The 17062-nt window shown below is 64.6% G+C and carries 17 protein-coding genes; 4 read left to right on the forward strand and 13 right to left on the reverse strand.

Annotation, left to right across the window (positions count from 1 at the left end; translation table 11 throughout):
• Positions 1 to 144: 144 nt before the first annotated feature.
• The 3 genes from M5E06_RS15075 to M5E06_RS15085 all read right to left on the reverse strand — a co-directional run bounded on the left by M5E06_RS15075 (position 145) and on the right by M5E06_RS15085 (position 2588).
• Positions 145 to 603: a response regulator gene (locus M5E06_RS15075; RefSeq protein ID WP_252138852.1), complete on the reverse strand. Its 459-nt coding sequence runs from the start codon at positions 601 to 603 to the stop codon at positions 145 to 147.
• Positions 604 to 795: 192 nt separating this feature from the next.
• Entirely contained in the window at positions 796 to 1164 is a 369-nt protein-coding gene (locus M5E06_RS15080) for a response regulator (RefSeq protein ID WP_252138853.1), read from the reverse strand.
• 479 nt (positions 1165 to 1643) lie between these two features.
• Positions 1644 to 2588, reverse strand: coding sequence for a transposase (locus M5E06_RS15085; RefSeq protein WP_252138854.1), 945 nt, complete (start codon positions 2586 to 2588; stop codon positions 1644 to 1646).
• Positions 2589 to 2908: 320 nt separating this feature from the next.
• Between M5E06_RS15085 and M5E06_RS15090 the strand changes: the two genes are divergently transcribed.
• From M5E06_RS15090 to M5E06_RS15105, 4 genes are all read left to right on the forward strand, one after another.
• A complete protein-coding gene (locus M5E06_RS15090; RefSeq protein WP_252136941.1) occupies positions 2909 to 4108 on the forward strand; it encodes an IS256 family transposase in 1200 nt (399 codons plus the stop codon).
• Between the two features lie 278 nt (positions 4109 to 4386).
• Positions 4387 to 5556 (forward strand): SOS response-associated peptidase, encoded by a 1170-nt coding sequence (locus M5E06_RS15095; protein WP_252138855.1) that lies wholly within the window; start codon positions 4387 to 4389, stop codon positions 5554 to 5556.
• Positions 5557 to 5698: 142 nt separating this feature from the next.
• Positions 5699 to 6310 (forward strand): type IV toxin-antitoxin system AbiEi family antitoxin domain-containing protein, encoded by a 612-nt coding sequence (locus M5E06_RS15100; RefSeq protein WP_252138856.1) that lies wholly within the window; start codon positions 5699 to 5701, stop codon positions 6308 to 6310.
• A gap of 46 nt (positions 6311 to 6356) precedes the next feature.
• Entirely contained in the window at positions 6357 to 7232 is an 876-nt protein-coding gene (locus M5E06_RS15105; RefSeq protein ID WP_252138857.1) for a nucleotidyl transferase AbiEii/AbiGii toxin family protein, read from the forward strand.
• A 335-nt stretch (positions 7233 to 7567) separates the two neighbouring features.
• On the opposite strand, the gene M5E06_RS15110 is transcribed toward M5E06_RS15105, so the two are convergent.
• The 10 genes from M5E06_RS15110 to M5E06_RS15155 form a co-directional block, all read right to left on the reverse strand.
• On the reverse strand, positions 7568 to 8959 hold the full coding sequence (locus M5E06_RS15110) for a TrbI/VirB10 family protein (RefSeq protein WP_252138858.1): 1392 nt from the start codon (positions 8957 to 8959) through the stop codon (positions 7568 to 7570).
• The gene (locus M5E06_RS15115; protein ID WP_252138859.1) at positions 8956 to 9405 is read right to left on the reverse strand and encodes a conjugal transfer lipoprotein TrbH; all 450 of its coding nucleotides are present in this window, start codon (positions 9403 to 9405) and stop codon (positions 8956 to 8958) included. Before M5E06_RS15115 ends, M5E06_RS15110 begins: the two co-directional genes overlap by 4 nt.
• Before the next feature lie 3 nt (positions 9406 to 9408).
• Positions 9409 to 10368 carry a P-type conjugative transfer protein TrbG gene (trbG, locus tag M5E06_RS15120; protein ID WP_252138860.1) on the reverse strand — a complete coding sequence of 320 codons (960 nt, stop codon included), beginning with the start codon at positions 10366 to 10368 and terminating at the stop codon, positions 9409 to 9411.
• A gap of 11 nt (positions 10369 to 10379) precedes the next feature.
• Positions 10380 to 11078: a conjugal transfer protein TrbF gene (trbF, locus tag M5E06_RS15125; protein ID WP_252138861.1), complete on the reverse strand. Its 699-nt coding sequence runs from the start codon at positions 11076 to 11078 to the stop codon at positions 10380 to 10382.
• 56 nt (positions 11079 to 11134) lie between these two features.
• Positions 11135 to 12394, reverse strand: coding sequence for a P-type conjugative transfer protein TrbL (trbL, locus tag M5E06_RS15130; protein ID WP_252138862.1), 1260 nt, complete (start codon positions 12392 to 12394; stop codon positions 11135 to 11137).
• 216 nt (positions 12395 to 12610) lie between these two features.
• Positions 12611 to 13324, reverse strand: a complete 714-nt coding sequence (locus M5E06_RS15135) for a type IV secretion system protein (protein ID WP_252138863.1) — start codon at positions 13322 to 13324, stop codon at positions 12611 to 12613.
• Between the two features lie 8 nt (positions 13325 to 13332).
• Positions 13333 to 13938 (reverse strand): hypothetical protein, encoded by a 606-nt coding sequence (locus tag M5E06_RS15140; protein ID WP_252138864.1) that lies wholly within the window; start codon positions 13936 to 13938, stop codon positions 13333 to 13335.
• Entirely contained in the window at positions 13922 to 16390 is a 2469-nt protein-coding gene (locus M5E06_RS15145; RefSeq protein WP_252138865.1) for a VirB4 family type IV secretion/conjugal transfer ATPase, read from the reverse strand. Before M5E06_RS15145 ends, M5E06_RS15140 begins: the two co-directional genes overlap by 17 nt.
• A gap of 9 nt (positions 16391 to 16399) precedes the next feature.
• Positions 16400 to 16699, reverse strand: a complete 300-nt coding sequence (locus M5E06_RS15150; protein ID WP_252138866.1) for a conjugal transfer protein TrbD — start codon at positions 16697 to 16699, stop codon at positions 16400 to 16402.
• On the reverse strand, positions 16696 to 17061 hold the full coding sequence (locus M5E06_RS15155) for a TrbC/VirB2 family protein (protein WP_252138867.1): 366 nt from the start codon (positions 17059 to 17061) through the stop codon (positions 16696 to 16698). Before M5E06_RS15155 ends, M5E06_RS15150 begins: the two co-directional genes overlap by 4 nt.
• Between the last annotated feature and the right edge of the window lies 1 nt (position 17062).

The raw sequence follows: 17062 nt of genomic DNA on the forward strand, positions 1-17062 counted from the left end.
AACTGCCCGTTCGGCGCGGACCACTAGCCACCCTCGCCACCGACGCGATAGGCGACGCCTGCCGCTTTCCGCGCTGCACCTACCCTGTCATGGATTGCTCTCGCCGCCGCTCCCCGTGCAAGCCGCTCCCCCGTTGACCCGCCATCATGGCAAGGGAAGGGCCGCTTCCTCGTACGATGGAAGACGGTTTAAGCCAGTCCAGAACCGGCCCAGCACCCGCAAGGCCGTGGCGAGCCCGGAAAACCGCACCGGTTTCGCAACGTAGGCGTTGGCACCCAACCGGTAGCAAAGCGCACGATGCCGCGGATCCTGCGAGCTGGTGAAGACAACCACCGGGATCGGTCGGGTCGCCGGATATGATTTGAGCCGCCGCAGCACGCCGTACCCGCTGAGGGTCGGGAGGTTCAGATCAAGGACGACGACAGCGGGACGCAGGAGGGCGGCGGAAGCATCGGGTGACGGGAGAAGGAGCTTGAGCGCCTCCTCACCATCCCGCGCCACGACAAGATCATGAACAAGCCCGGTTTCCCGGTAGGCCTCCAAGAAGAGGTCTCGGTCTTTGGCGTTGTTCTCCACCAGCAAGATCGGGTTGTGTGCTGACATGAGGTTTTCAGCGCGGGTTGGTCTGTCACAGACAGAAGGGCGACAGATCTTGAACAGCTTCTCCGCGGCTTGTGTTGCGCAATCCGTTTGGTCGCCAAACAAAATATATGGAAATGCCTCTCCGCAACCGAGAGCGAGGGGGCACTCTTTGACAGGTTCCCCCGCCTGCTCCGGCCCCCAGCAGGCAGCGTTTCAGCTTGGACGGTGCCGTGCCAGAGCGCTGACAATCGCTGAAGCACTGAATGGCTTTGCGATCACCGGCCGGTGGCGATGCGCGCTGGGCAAACCATCCTCACCATAACCCGTGGTGAAGAGAAAAGGAGTTCCCACGGTAGCTAGGCAGTCCGCCACCGGATCGATCCGCTCGCCACGCAGGTTGACGTCCAGCAGCGCCACGTCGAAGCGGCTTGCTGCGATCAGCGTCAGAGCGCTGCTGATTGAGCCGACCGGAGCGAGGCAGGTCGCGCCGTAGTCGGTGAGCAGATCCTCCAACTCCATTGCGATCAGGGGATCATCCTCAGCGATCAGAACGGTGAGGCCGGTCAGGAGAAGGTCTGACATAGCAAGTCACTCCCTAATCGTGCGGGCAAGAACCGAAACGTCACCACGGCCGGCGCGAGAGGGCGTGCAGACCATGCACAGATCGCTCGCGGGTGCGTGTTCCTGCAGTCCATGCGCTGATCACCCATAGCGGCGATGGAGATCTTCTCTGTCAATGAACAAATTCCGCATCCCGAGGGGATATTCTGAGCCTGCAGATCTCCCCGCTGACCGACCGCCCGTAAAACAGCCTTCGGGCGTTATGACAAGCCGGCACCGCGGGACGTCGGAACACACGGTCTCACCCTCCCAGGTCGTGCCCCACGGGGTGGTGTAGCAACCGTGTCTAGCGAGGAAAGTTCGTGAACCGGGCGTGCTCCGCGTCAAGGCTCGCGCTGGCGCGCGCCCGCCCTTTGGGCGGCGGCGGCCTTGACCCGTCCGCGCTCCCGGTTCGTTTGGTTTGGCATGCGGTCGGCGACGAGCGCCGACCGTCGGCACTCTCAGGCGGGGTTGGCCTCCCAGGTTGCGCCTTTGGCCAGCATGGCGTTGAGGCGGACGACCAGTTTGCGTGCGCAGGCGGTCAAGGCGAGCTTGGATGGCTTTTTGCGCTCAATCAGGCTGTTGTAGAAATCCGCGATAACGCCCTTTGTGTTGGTGGCGGCGGAAAGCGCCGCCAGATAGAGGGCGCGCCGAACATCGGCACGCCCACCGGCGATATGGCGGTGTCCCCGCATCTTTCCGCTATCGTGATCGAAGGGCGCAACACCGACGAGGGCGGCAATCTTTCGACCCGACGTCCTCCCCAATTCAGGCAACAGGGCGGCTAGAGTTGCCGCCGTCACGGGACCCACCCCTGGCGCGGTCTGGAGAGCTTGGATCGTCTGTGAGAGGACCGGCTGAGCTTTGGCCGTCTGGCAAATGGCCGCGTCCAATGCATCAACCTCGCGAGTCAGATATTCGACGGCACGGGACAGCGCCTCCTGCGCCGCCACCGGGGCATGGGCGATGCTCTTGTTCAGATCGGCCCGCTTGTCGACGAGTAGGCGGCGCGCCTTGATCAGGCCGGCCAATTCCTCGCGAACGGGATCGTCGGGGAGCGAGGGAACAGTCGTCTGGCTGGCGGTAAACTCAGCGATCACCGCGGCGTCAAGGCTATCATTCTTGGCCCGCCGCCCCTTCGCTTTGGCGAAAAAGCGTACCCGCGCCGGATCGAAAATCCGGACCTCGACACCAGCCGTCCGCAGGGCATCACGGATCGGCCGCTCATAGCCGCCGCTGGCTTCCAGGCCGGCCACGGTTACCTTTCGTTCGGTGAACCATGCCACCACCTCCTGGTGCCCCTGGGGAGAATTGACCACCCGGAGCGGGGCCGCGTCGGGAAAGACGTCAATATCCAGAAAGTCCTTGCCGCAATCGATGCCGGCCACCCGTGTTTGTTCAGACATCCTCGTGATCCTTCCTTGTAGTGCGAGCTCAGGCTCACGCAACCGTTCGGACTTCAAGGAAGGTTGGTCGCCCTCAAGCTACACCACGGCTTTCCGGCCAAGGAGCTGGCGGGGTCGGCCAACCTGGGCGGTTGGTCGTCGCCAACCGCCCAGGTCTGAATATGGAACCGCGCGACATACAAGGAGCTGTGGGGAACCGGCCCGCCGCAGCGCCCTCCCATGGCTGGCGTAGGCGGGCCGGTTATCCACAGCGGGCGGTCATCGTGGTTCTTCGGTAGAGTCTGGTCACCACAACACAACCTCGACCGAGGGTGACCACGATGACCGACGAGATGATGGCGCTTCGCGCGATGCTTGAGAAGGGCGCGGATGCCGATGTTCTGCGTGAGATGATCGGCTTCGCCGCCGAACGGCTGATGGAACTGGAGGTGCAGGGCCTGACCGGGGCCGGTCATGGCGAGCGGTCTGCCGAGCGGCTCGTCCAGCGTAACGGCTACCGGGATCGCGACTGGGAGACCCGCGCCGGCACTGTTGAGTTGCGCATTCCCAAGCTGCGCAAGGGGTCTTACTTCCCCGGCTTTTTGGAGCCGCGGCGGATGGCCGAGAAGGCGCTCACCGCGGTGATCCAGGAGGCCTACATCCAGGGCATCTCGACCCGCTCGGTCGACGATCTGGTCCAGGCCATGGGGATGTCGGGCATCTCCAAGAGCCAGGTCAGCCGGCTGTGCGAGGAGATCGACGAACGGGTGAAGACCTTTCTTGGCCGTCCCATCGAAGGCGATTGGCCCTACCTGTGGCTGGACGCCACCTACGTGAAGGTCCGCCAGAACGGGCGCATCGTCTCGGTGGCCGTCACCATCGCGGTGGCGGTCAACACCGACGGCCGCCGCGAGGTCCTGGGCATGGACATCGGCCCGTCGGAGGCCGAGACCTTCTGGATCGAGTTCCTGCGCAAGCTAAAACGCCGGGGGCTGAGCGGCGTCAAGCTGGTGATCTCCGACGCCCATGGCGGCATCAAGGCGGCGGTCACCCGCGTCTTCCAGGCGACGTGGCAAAGGTGCCGGGTGCATTTCTCCAGGACCGCGCTTGCCCATGCCGGCAAAAGCGGCCGGCGCGTCGTGGCGGCCTTCATCGCCACTGCTTTCGCACAGGACGATGCGGCATCCGCCCGAACGCAGTGGCGGCAAGTGGCTGATCAGGTCCGTCCAAAGCTGCCGAAGCTAGCCGACCTGATGGACGAGGCGGAGGAAGACGTCCTGGCCTTCATGACCTTTCCCAAGGAGCATCGGGCCAAGCTCCACTCGACAAACCCGATTGAACGTCTCAACGGCGAGATCAAGCGACGCACCGAGGTTGTCGGCATATTTCCGAACGAGGAGGCGATTACGCGCCTCATTGGTGCCATCCTCTTGGAACAGAACGACGAATGGGCTGTCCAGAGGGCGCGCTACATGACGCTGGAAACCATCGCCCCACTCGGCGATGATCCCCTCGTCAGCCTGCCCGCTGTGGCCGCCTGACAATCCCGGCCAGACCACCCGGAGACCATGAGCGCCTCTCCGCTCCTACACCACGGCCAGGGACACGATCTCCTCCCACATCCCGGACAATCTGCAGACTTCCGTGTAGTGACCCCATGGGGTTCTCCGGCTCCATCCGCCTGTCCTCCCGCATGGGCGAGCTACCCTTGGCCGACGGTTCGGAAAGCGGCGACCAGCGCCTGGCCCAGTTGAGGTTCGCTCCCCTTGACTCCAGTTTCCGCTGACGCTTCTCATTGATAAGAACGTATGAGGAACGCATGAGCAAACCGGGTGCCATCCTACTGCTCCCCATCCTCCACCTCCGTGACCTTCTCCGCCAGACGGTGGAGGTCGTCTGGCTCTGCCATCGATGCGGCCATCAGGAAGGCATCGATGGTGCGGAATTGATGGGTCGGGTGGGGCCGCATGCCTTCCTGAAGGAAGCGATTTCAGGCATGGCGTGCGCCCGCTGCGCGCATTGGGGAGAATCGTCATGGACATCGTCCTCGCACCTGTCACGCTACGGTGCCCGGGTCGGCGATCTGATGACAGTGCGCGCCCAGCTCACCGCAACCTGCGGAGCCTGCCGGCGGCGGTGGGACGTCGACGTCATCGACACCATCCAGCGTCTGGGGCCCGACATTCGGATTGCCGAGCTGCGCGACGCTCTGCCCTGTCCCTTTTGCCGGCGGCGCGGATGGGCAGTCGCCAAGCCGGCCGGCCTGGTTGACGCAATCAATCCCGACGATCATCCTGGCCACATGTGCGGACGCTTTGCCATCCACAGCCCGGCCAATCAGATCGCTGCCCGCTTCGGTGTGGTCGGCCAGTTGCCCGAGTTCGGCTCACGCTACAATGCGGCGCCGTTGCAGATGCTGCCGGTGATCCGGACCCGTCCAGAGACGAAGGAGCGTACGCTCAGCCTGCTGCGCTGGGGCTTGGTGCCGGTGTGGTCCAAGGACGCAGCCGGTGCGGCACGGATGATCAACGCCCGCGCGGAGTCGGTCCCCGACAAGCCGTCTTTCCGGTCGGCGTTCCGCAAGCGCCGGTGTCTAATCCCGTTCGACAACTTCTATGAATGGAGGGTCGAGGGGAAGACGAAACACCCTTACGCGATCGGCACCACCAGCAACGAGAAGCCGGACGCTTTCGCCGGCCTGTGGGAAGGCTGGAAGGACCCGGCCTCCGACGAATGGCTGCATACCTTCACGATCATCACCACAACGGCCAACGAGGTCACGGCGGCTGTCCATGACCGCATGCCGGTGATCCTGCCGCCGTCGGCTTGGCCCGCGTGGCTCGGCGAGGAGGAGGTTGGCGCCGATGATCTGGTGGCACTGATGCGCCCCTACCCGGCGGACCAGACGCGCCTGTGGCCCGTCCACCGCGATGTCGGAAACGTCCGGAACGATCGGCCGGAGCTGATTGCTCCCATCAATCCGGCCTGATTTGAACCTTAGTTACGCGCCTCCCATCCTGCGGCTTACATCGGTTGACAAGAACCAAGCTGGGGAACGGGTCACCGTTTTGAGGTCTTCCCATCTGGTACAAATCCTATATACTTGTTGGAAAATATTGAGGGTTCGTACCATGGGCTCCACCAGGCGGGAGCAGGTTGTTGCCTTTCTGCGGGAGCATGGAATTGCACGATCCCGTGACATCAGGGCGCTTGGAGTGCCCCCTTCAACACTGATGCGGATGGTCGAAACGGGCGATGTGGTCCAACTCGCTCGAGGTCTCTACCAGTTGCCGGACACCGACTTCGACGCCGCGCACAGCCTCGCTGAAGTGGCAAGACTGGTTCCCAAAGGCGTTATCTGTCTCATTTCCGCCCTCGTGTATCATGGCTTGACCTTGCAGATGCCATCGCGCGTTTGGCTTGCTCTGCCGCAAGGGACTTGGCGACCCCAGTTCGCCTATCCCCCCGTCAAAACCGTCCACATGGCAAGGGCGGCGATCAGCGCCGGAGTGGAACACTATAAGATCGAAGGGGTACTGGTGCCGATCTTCTCACCAGCCAAGACCGTCGCCGATTGCTTCAAGTTTCGTTCGCTGGTGGGTGTCGATGTGGCAATCGAGGGAATGCGTTTGGCTTTGAGAAAGCGCAAAGCCAAACCCCAAGAGATTCTCGACCACGCCTCTGAATTGAGGGTTGCGAAGATTGTTCGCCCGTATCTCGAGGCCTGCATCAGTGACGATTAAGGCCCCCAGAAACATCGCTGCCTCAGTACGGCAGAAGCTGCTCAACGTGGCTAAAGTCCGCGCTGCCGATTTTCAACAGATCGGCACGCAGTACAGTCTGGAACGCTTGCTTTACCGCATCAGCATTTCCGAGCACAGGGATCGCTTTATCCTGAAAGGTGGCCTGCTTTTCCTGGCGTGGCAGGCGGATACGGCTCGTTCCACCCGGGACGCCGATTTCCTTTCCTTCGGTAGCAGTGACACCGATGAGATAAAGAAAGCCTTCCAGAGCATCCTGTCTCTCCCCGCGGAGGACGGCGTCCAGTTTGACCTGACGGCCATTGAGGCAACGCGAATACGCCCCGAAGACGAATACGATGGCGTGCGCGTTACAACAAACGCAACAATCTCCGGAGCACGCTTTCCGATCCAGGTCGATATCGGCTTCGGTGATGCCATCACGCCCGGCACTCAGGAAATCCACTTCCCTACGCTGCTGGACCAGCCCGCGCCGCACGTGCTCTCCTATCCGCCTGAGACGGTCATCGCAGAAAAACTTGAAGCCACCATTTCCTTGGGCGACATCAACGGGCGACTCAAAGACTTCTACGATCTTGGGGTTATCAGCCGCACGTTCAAGATCAACGGGAACATCATGGCCAAAGCGATTGCCGCTACCTTTGCCCGGCGCAAAACCGACCTCCCGGAGGCGGACCCACCAAGTCTGATGCCGGCCTTCGCCAATCTGGACACGACGAAGCGTAACTGGGACGCATTCATTCGCCGCAACACACTCGCCGTCAAGTTCGCGTCGTTCGAGGCACTGCAGGAGGCGTTGCTCACGTTCCTGCAACCTCCCATCGCGGCGGCACGCACAGCAGAGGCGCTGAACGCTCGTTGGCTCCCTGGAAAGGGCTGGGTTTCAACCAGCATCCCTTCATAGCGCGGAGACCATGCAGAACGCCTGAATGGTCAGGCCGAGTTGGCAGTTGCGGGCGCCATGATGTCAGCCGCGAGCATGTCGAACGCCCTATGCACCCTCGCGGTTTTCGCGCCCAGCGTCCCCTGGCTTTCGGGATCTGTACCACTGAACGGCATCGAATTTTCCGGAAGCCTCGCTTCCTGCGAAGAGGGAACCTTCAGAAAGCCCGGCGTGGTTCAGGCAGAAGGTCCACAAGCGGGGTGAACGGCAAGAGCCTGATGGGAAGACTGTGGCGATGAGCCAAAAAGCAAAAGGACCTGAGACACCCCGGTCCTCTTGCTGTGATCCTGATGCACTCACCCCTGCCAAGGCGGGATGATCATGTCCTTGGTCACCATGATGGTGAAGCGGTAGCCGGGACGGATTTCCAGGGTCGGAGCGACGTTTAAGCCCTTCCGGGCGTACTCCGCGCCGAGCTGGCCCATCTGCTGGCCGAGGCTGCCGGCGATGATCTGCTGCGCATCATAGCCGCCGCGCGTGTCGCCGCGCTGCTGCGGCTGGGAGAGCTGGACGCCGGCCGAGAAGATCGACAGCAACAGGGCGTTGCCGAAGGTCCGAAAATAGTGGTTGTTCACCTGATCAGACACGCCGGCATAGCCGCCCTGATCGGCGCCGGGCATGCTGCCGAGATCCAGCGACGAGGCGTCGGGATAGATGATCCGGTTCCAGGCGATTAGCACCCGTTCCTGGCCCATCTCCACCCCGTTGTCGTAGCTGCCGATCAGCATGGAATCCTTGGGGATCAGCAGATATTGCCCGGTGGCGGTGTCGTAGACATTCTCGCGCACCCGCGCCTTGATGATGCCCGGCAGGTCCGAGTTGATGCCGCTTTCCATGACACCAGGGATGATGGTGCCGGCCTTCACCTCATAGGGCGACAGTGCCGCCTCGCGGGTGCCGGCGAGGTAGTGCGAGCCGCGCGCCGGCTGCTGATTGAGGACGTTGCGTTTGGAATCTGGGCCGGTGCCCTGTCCCCCACGCCTTTGGCCGCTGCCATAGCCGCCATCACCGCCACCAGTCCCACCGGCCGCGCCCAGGCCGCCGCTCGACCCCGAGCTGCCAAAGCCGTTGGCAAGCTGGGCGAGCGCTTGTGAGCTGGTGCCGGCGGCGCCAGGACCGGCCGCGGCCGGCTGCTGCATCTGCCCGGGTTGGGTGCGGTTGCTGGGGACGGTGGTCGGCGCTTCCAGAGCAGCCTTGAGCGCCGCCCGGCGCTGTTCCTCGATCCGCCGGATCTCGGCATCATACTGCTGCCAAGCCCGCATCCGGGCGTCGTCCTCCGGCGTCCGGCCGCCATTGGCGGCAGGGCCGCGCCCCATCGGGTCCGGTGGTGCCCCTGGCATGGTCGCGGGGGTGATCGCAGGCGGCGCCGCCGGGGTGGTTGGGGGCGGGGCTGCCCGCCGCGCCTCGATGATGCCGGCGTTCTGCGCCACGCCGAACAGCGGCTTGGCGTCCACCGGCTCCGGTGCCGCCACCACCTCGGTGCTGCCGGCGCCGGCCGCCCGGCGCTTGGCCCGTTCGTTCATCGTGTAGGCGATGGCGATAGCCACGAGAGCGGAAATGCCGATCAGGATGTAGATCGGCACACGGGTCAGGCGCCGGCCACCGGTCTGCCGCAGAGTCGGGCCAGCGAGGAAATCGGGCGAGCGGTCGGGGGCATCGGTCGGCGGTTGCTGCGTCTGGTCGGTCATTCTGCGGCGTCCTCCCGCACGGTGAAGGGCGAGCCGGCCTGGAGGGTGCCGGCACTGTTGCGCAGCCACAGGCGCGAGGCCGTGGTCCGGTCGACCTGGAGACGCACGAGCACTCCGGCATTGAGCGGCGTCACCAGATAGCGCAGGGGGAGGGCACCTGGTGCTTTTTGGCCGGCGTCCGCCACCCCGAAGCCGATCCGCCGCAGCTCGCCGCGCAGGACCGGTGTCAGGCTGTCGCTGGCCAGCTCGCCGGCCGGTGCATCAAGCGCCAGGGTGGTGGCGGCCGCCGGCAGGCGCTCCGCCACGAAGCCGGCGATGTCGGCCGCCAGCACCGGAGCATCGGCCGGCGTCACCGCCTCGACGTAGGAGGAGCGCGGACCGACGCCGGCACAGCCGCCGAGCAGCAACATCGCGCCGACCGCCGCGGCTTGCAGGGGGTGCCGCATGGCTCAGTTCCTTTCGCGCAGGATCTCGACCTTGGTCTGGTCGCTGCCGACACCGGAAATCAGCGCCGCATGGCGCAGCACCTTGTCGACCACATAGCGGTCGCCGCTGGCCCGGTAGTTGACCAGCTGTTTCTTGTCGTCCGCGCCGATCGCCACCAGGGCGGGGGACTCGTCGTAGCGCATCTCGCTAGGAAACTGGATGTAAGTCTTGCGTCCATCGGTGTAGACCCGCACCGGCCGCCAGGACGGGGTGTCGCCACGGATGGCGAAGTTGAAATCGAGATTGGCAGCGTTCAGGCCATCGGAGAGGGTGGTGGCCTGTTGACGTCGGTTCACCACCGCCCGGTAGGCATCCCATTCCTGCTGGACATCTTCCGGATAGACGAAGGCCACCAGCGGCATCCAGTCCTTGGTGCGGCTGACGAGCTGGACCACGTAGATCCGCCGGTCGGTGGCGATGGTCATGGTGGTGGTCAGCCCGCTGTCGCTCGCCTTGATGACGATGACACTGGTCTGGTTGGCGCCGGTTCCGTAGGCGGTCGGGGTGGCCTTCCAGCGGGCAATGTCGCCGAGGTCGATCTGCTGCACCACCTCACCCGGCTGGAGTTCGAGGTTGCAGACTCGCAGAGGGGCGCAGACGACGGAGGGCAGGGTGGAGCCGTAGGTGAAGGTGACGCGGCCGGCCTGCCCGCGTGCCGGATGGTCCTTGCCGCCGCGCCACTCGCCAGAGAGCGCGACACCACGCTGTTCCTTGGCGTTCAGCTCGGCCTCCTTGCCCGACATCAGGTTGACCGGCGGCGGGGTGCCGGTGCGGCGGGTCAGGACAGCCGGGGGATGGCCGGCCGGCGGTGCCGCGCCGGGCGCTTCCGTCTGCGCCGTCTGGATGGCCGGAACTTGCTGAGCAAGCGCCGGTCCCGCTACGGTCACCGCCAGGGCGGTCAGGATGAAGGTTTCCTTGAGCATGGGGGCACCTGTCAGATAAGCCGCTGGGACCAGGAGTAGCTGTTCACGTAGACCCCCATCGGGTTCATGAGGATCGCCTGCTCGGTGGCCGGCGGGGCGATGCTGATCGTCACCGTGGCCTGCCAGAACAGCGGTGGTTGCTTGACCGAGCCGTCCCGGTTCATCACGCTTTCCCGCCATTCGATCCGCCAGGTGTCCTGACTGATCGGCAGCACCGACTGCACCTCGACGGTCACCGTTTCGCTTTCTGCCCGCTTGAACGGGTCGTTGGACCGGAAGTGTTCGAGGATTTGCGGATAGGCGGCGCCGCGCTTGTTGAGCATGGCGAAGGCCTCGTCGATCAGCGCGCGCTCCGCCGCGGCATCGACATAGACGGAGCGGATGTTGCTGACCCAGCGGGCGAGCTGGGCGCGGATCACCCGCTCGTTGGGCACATAGATCTGATCGGCCCGCCGGACCCCGACCGTATCGCCGAGCTTGTTGGTTTCTACGACATAGGGAACGAGGCGGTTCTGACTGCCGATCCACACCACGCCCCCGACCGCCAGCGCGGCAATGGCGAGGCTGGACAGCGCCGTGAGGCGCCATGCATTGGCGCGGGCGATGTAGGAGCCGTAGCGCTCGTTCCACTCGCGCCGGGCCGAGAGGTAGGGAGTCTCGGCAGACAGTTTCTGTGGTGATCTCGGCTTGCGAAAGGCGTGGGTCTTCATAGTCGATTGCCTATAGATCGAAGGACTCCATCCCCCTGGCGTTCAAAACCGAACGCCTATTCGGGGCGGATCACGTTGTCAGGTTGGCCCGTCGGTTGCCCCTGCTGGGGGGCTTGCCGAGCCTGGGGTGCCTGCGGCTTTTCGGCAGCGGCTCGCAGTTCACGGGCCTTGTGGATCATGCTTTCGCCCATACGCCCACCCATGGTTCCGTGGTGACGGCCGGACAGGCGGCGGCCAACATCCTGTACCGCCGCCTGGCCGAGGTTGCCGGCAGTACGAGCGGCCATGCGGGCGGCAAAAGCGGGCGGAGGGGACGATGATAGGCCGGAGCTGGCGAGCTGGGCGCTCGCAAGCTTGGAGGCACCGCCGACCGCCATGCCGGCGCCGGCCGCACCGGCCAGGGCCCCAACTGCAGCCCCGCCGACTGCTGCGGTAGCACCGACCAGGGCACCACCGCCGCTGGGGGCCGTGCCGTTCACGAGGCTCTGGACCATGTCCGGCACCACCTTGGTGATTGCCAGCATGACAACGCCGGAACCGACAATGACAAAGATATCGGAGGTGGTGTTGACGAGCCGGTCTTCCCAGCTCTGAATCATTGCTTGTCCAAGCCCAACGAGCAGTTGGAGGACGAATAGTTTGGCGCCCACCGCCATAGCGTAGACCATGACTTTGACGGCATAATCCTTGGTCCAGCGCGAGCCGCCAAAACCCATCAGCAGAACGCCGGCAGAGATGACGATGTAGCTCTCCACCAGGGCCAGGATCATGAAGGCAGCGATCAGGGCGAAGCAAATGAGGACGATCAGCGCCGCCAAAACATATCCAGCGCTATCACCAGGGGAGAAAAGCGAGACTTGGTCAACAATACGGGTAGCCAGTCTCAGGCCAACGTCAAAAATGTTCGATGGTGTAATCTGCTGCATACCACCACTGGCCGCACTCGCCTGATTGGCGGCTTGCCGGAAGCTATCGACAATCGCTTGGGCATAGTCGGCCGAGTTGAGCAACAGGGTCAGGAAAAAGCCGATGAAAAGGACTTGGTTGACAACCTCTGTTACCCATTCGCCAAAATCGGCACCCCGCAGCACAAGACGGATAGCGGCCCAGGCGAACTCGATCGCTGCCAAAAGCCAAAAGAGATTGAGAGCCGCATTCCGCAAGGTTGCTTGCCACGCCGCCGACCTTTCCTGATACAGCGTTGTAATTTCATCAAGAGAGTTGTTGCTCACTTGCGCAAGAGCATCACCCACAGTCAGGATGACGGCACAGGAGGCTGCAATAGCAAGACATTGAAGGACTGTCTTCAGCCGCATCTTACCCTCCCTTTAGAATGCTTTGCCATCCCTGGTGTTTACCGTTGGGCCTGGACCAATCGGCAATCGCCGCGTAGGAGCCGGCTCAGCGGTTGCGCAGGTAACGCTCACACTGTAGCGAGTTACAATATGTGTGATGACCGCAGAACCAGCGATTGAACCCACAAGAATGAGAATGGCGACGTACGTCTTTACTTGGATCATTCCACTTTCCTTTTAGAAGGCTTTGCCATCACCAGTTGGCACGGTGGCGGGAGCGGTGAAGCGACGCAGAAGCTCAGTCTGAGCGTCAGAGCGTGTTTGCGCCGCCACCGCCGCACTCGCGGTGACCCGGCCGGTGGTCGCCATAGTCATGGTCATGTCGCCGAGCTGGGTCGCCAGCAGGGCCAGCATTTCGTTCGTGGCCTGGAGCTGGCGCACCTCGCCGTCCGAGGCTTGTGCATCGGCCAGGATGCCTTGCGCGGCCGAGACGTTGCGCTGGACGTTGCGCACCACGCCCTGACTGTCCATCGCCGTGCGCGAGGCGTCCTGCAATTGACTGGACCAGCGCTGGTAATAGGGCGCCACGTCTTGCGTCGGCACCGACTGCCAGTTCGTTCCCGGCGGGAAAAGCTGGTTGAATTCCTGCTCAATGCCGCCGAGCTGGTAGCCGATCCCCTGGACCCGGTTCATCACCGCGTTGAGCTGGCCCACCTGCTGGGTGAGGTTGCCGTTCAGCTCGCCGAAGCTGCCGCCGCCCAGCGTCTGGAGCGTGCGGGCTTGGTTCTCGATCATCTGAACCTGATTGCTGATCTGCTCCATCTGGTTGGCGACCTGGGTGATCATCTGCGCGATGGCCGAGACGTCGATCACCGGGATGCCTTGCGCCTGCGCCGGCAGGGTGTGGAACATCAAGGCGGACAGCAGAAGGGCGGTGAGGGGCTTGCGCATCGGGTCACCTACTGCATGCGAACGCGGTGGAAGAGGCGAGAGTCGATGTAGACGTCAAAGGCTTGCGGCGACTTCGGTTGCAGCCATTGCACAGCGTCGTAGACGTGGACGGTGATCCGTTCATCGTCCGAGCCGCCCTGGACGGTGGTGCCCATCAGCGAGCCGACACAGGCGCGCGGCCCCAGGCTGCCGCCGTGGTCGCTGGTGATCGACGCCTCCGACTGGGCCGGCCGCGCGGTGTTCCCATCCGCCGGTAGGCCCCCAAGCGGTAAGAGTTCAAACTGCGAGCTGCTGCCGACCCATTGGCCGGCCGATGCTGGTTGGAGACCGGCGGGGCAGAGGTCATAGGGATCGAACACCTGCTCCACGTAGGAGCCGCCACTTTCCGGCGAGCCGGCCATGTCGCAGGTCGGAAAGCTGCCGCCACGGCGCAGATGCTGCCACAGCCGGTCTATCGGCGGCACGCATTCCGAAAACTGGGTCGGGCCGCCTGGGTTGCTCATGCAGAGCAGGACCTGACAGCCCCAGTCATCCGCCCGAGCCGGCGCCGGCAGCAGGGCGAGGCCGGCCAGCAGCGCGCTGGCAGCGGTCGCGGCTTTACAGAAGGTGGTCATGGCGCACCCCTTTCTTCTGGAGCCACTGGAAAGGCCAGTCGGCGCCATGGCTGGCGGACAGCTCGCGCACCTGCACCACGCTCTCCTTGTCGGAGACGCCGACGAAGGCGAGGGCCACCGGCCCAAGGGCGAGCGAGAACAGCCGGCGGCCTTCCGGCGACAGGTAGTAGTAGTCGCGCTTCTTGGCCGCGCTCTTGAGGATGCCGATCTGCACCTCGTTCAGCCCGATGGAGGTGTAGAGGTCGCGCGGTCCCGGAACCTGTGGCGTGCCGCCCTTGTCGGCTTCCTCATTGGGCAGCAGCAGCTTGGTGGGACAAGACTCCAACAGCACGTCGAGCAAGCCCGAGCGCACCGCATCCGACAGGCTTTGCGTGGCGAGGACCACGGCACAGTTGGCCTTGCGCAGCACCTTCAGCCATTCCCGGATCTTTTCGCGGAACACCGGGTGGCCGAGCATGACCCAGGCCTCGTCCAACAGCAGAAGCGCCGGCTGACCCCGCAGGGACTTCTCAAACCGACGGAACAGGTAGAGCAGCACCGGGATCAGGCTCTTCTCGCCCATCCCCATCAGCTCCTCGATCTCAAAGACGGTGAAGGCGTCCTCTCCCAGCCCGTCGCGGGTGCTGTCGAGCAGGTGACCAAGCGGGCCGCTGATGGTGTAGGGCGTCAGGGCCGAGCGCAGCTTTTCGTCCTGTACCGTCAGCAGGAAGTCGGTCAGGGAACGTTCCTCCAGCCCCTTTTCCTGGCTCAGCAGCCGCATGGCGCGGTGGATTTCCTCGCGCTGGGCCGGGGTCGGCGGCATGCCACTCTGCAGCTGGTAGCAGGATTCGATCCAGTCTTCCGCCCAGGCGAGATCCCCGGCGGTGTCGAGCGCGGCGAGCGGAGCGAAGGACAGCCGGCTGGCCTCATCGGCGATGTCGTGGTGGGCGCCGCCGCAGGCGAGCGCCAGAGCGAGCATGGAGCGGCCCTTGTCGAAGGCCACCACGGTGGCGCCAGGGTAGCGGCGGAACTGGGCCGCCACCGTGCCCAGCAGGGTGGATTTGCCGGCGCCGGTCGGACCGAAGACGAGGGTATGTCCAACGTCGCCAACGTGCAAATTGAGCCGAAAAGGCGTCGATCCAGGGGCAGAACCATACAAAAGCGGTGGTGACGCCTCCGGATAGAAGGGGCAGGGGGCGGCATCCAGCCCGGCCCACACGCTGGCGAGCGGCAGCAGATCGGCGAGGTTGAGGGTGTGGATCAGCGGCCGGCGGACGTTGGGGTTGGGATGGCCGGGCAGGGTGCCCAGCCACGCTTCCACCGCATTGATGGTTTCCAGCCGGCAGGCAAAGCCAAGGCGCTGCACTTCGCGCGACACCAGCCGGGCGCTGTCGAGCAGCTGGGCGCGGTCCTCGCCCATCAGCACGATGACCGGGGTGTAGTAGCCGAAGGTGACCAGTGCCGAGCTGGCATCGGTGATTGCCGCTTCGGCCTCTCCGGCCATCAGCAGGGCGTCCTCGTTGATGACGCCGCCCTGGGTGCGGAAGACCTGAGACCAGAAGCCCCGCACCTTCTGCTTCCATTTGCGGCGGTAGCGGTGGAGGTGGGACACCGCCTCATGCTGGTCGAGATGGATGAAGCGTGAGGACCAGCGATAGGCCACCGGCAGATGCTCCAGCACGTCGAGGATGTTGGGGTGTGAGGCGCCGGGGAAGCCTTCCAGCGAGACGGAGGCGATGTAGCGCTCGCCGATGCGCGGGGTGTCGCCGGTCCACAGCTCGCGCCCGCCAATCACCGCGTCGAGATACATCCCGTCCGGCGGGAGGGTCAGCGGGGTGTCGTCGCCGGTCAGGCAGAAATGCAGATAGTCGACCAGCTCGTCGCGCAGGTGCTCGCGGCCCTGGGCGCAGACATGGGTGTAGCTGCCCATCCGGCGCACCGTCAGCACGGTGCCGAGCGCGTCTTCCAAATCGTCCAGAGCTTTCCGGAAAGCGGCGAGCGTTTGGTCGGCCGGGGACTGCGGCGCCGCGGTCGGGTCTTCGTCCCACAGGTAATCCTGGATCTTGGTATTGCGCCGCAGCGGCGGGGTGTATTGCACCACCAGGGCATAGTCGGACTCGTAGTGCGCGCCGTGAGTGGTGAACTGGCGGCGGCGCTCCGCCTCGATCAGGCGGCTGACCGGATCGGGGAACGCCGAGGCCTCGGCCGATGGATAGCCGGCCGAGGGCAGGCGGGCGGCCTCAAACCAACTCACCCAGCCGCTTCCCAGCCGGGCGAGGGCGGCGTTCACCCGCTCCGTCACATAGTTGCGCTCATCGGCGGTCGAGGATGCGGTGTCCGGCCCCCGGTAGTAGAAGCCGGCGAGCAGGGCGCCGCTCTTACCGAGGACGATCCCGTCATCGACCAGAGCAGCCCAGTCGAGCAGATCAGGCACGCCTTTGGCTTTGTCACGGTAGGTCTTGAGAGCCAGCATGGCCGCTCCTTATCGGTCGCGGGAAGGCCGCGACCGGGCCGGGTAGTAGGCTTGGTACTGGAGGTGGCGGGTGTAGACGTGGCTCAGCCGGGGATCGGCCTTGGCCATGGTCCGCAAAAAGCCGATCAGGCCGAACCAGACGCTGAGACCAACCGCCGCGGCGATCCAGTTCTGCGCCGTTAGGATCAGGCCGCCGGCCACTAGAGCGGTGAACATCACCAGCTCGCGCTCCCCGCCCATCAGCAGGTTGGCACGGTGCAGCGCCCGGCGGAATTCGGTCCGACGCAGGCCGCTGGCGCCGCCGGTCACGCCAGCACCACCCCAGCCCCGGCCGAAGCGATCACCGCGCCGACGCCGAAAAGCTGAGTCAGGATGTTGGTGGCGAACACCAGCAGGGCGACCACCAGCACCAGCATGACGAAGCGGCGGGCGAACTCGTTGATCTCGCCGCCCCAGATCAGCATGGCGCCGCAGACGACGATGCCGAGCAGCGAGATGGCGAAGGCAACCGGCCCGGTCAGCGAGTTGACGAAGGTCTGGAGCGGCGCTTCCCAGGGAAGCCCACCGCCGCCACCGCCGGCAGCGAGCGCCGGTTGGGGATCGGTCAGCAGAACCGTGAGGGCAGCCGTCAGGGTGGCGGCTGAGACGCCGCGTAAGAGGGGATTGCGCATG

The sequence above is a fragment of the Azospirillum sp. A1-3 genome (assembly GCF_023806445.1).
GTDB lineage: Bacteria > Pseudomonadota > Alphaproteobacteria > Azospirillales > Azospirillaceae > Azospirillum.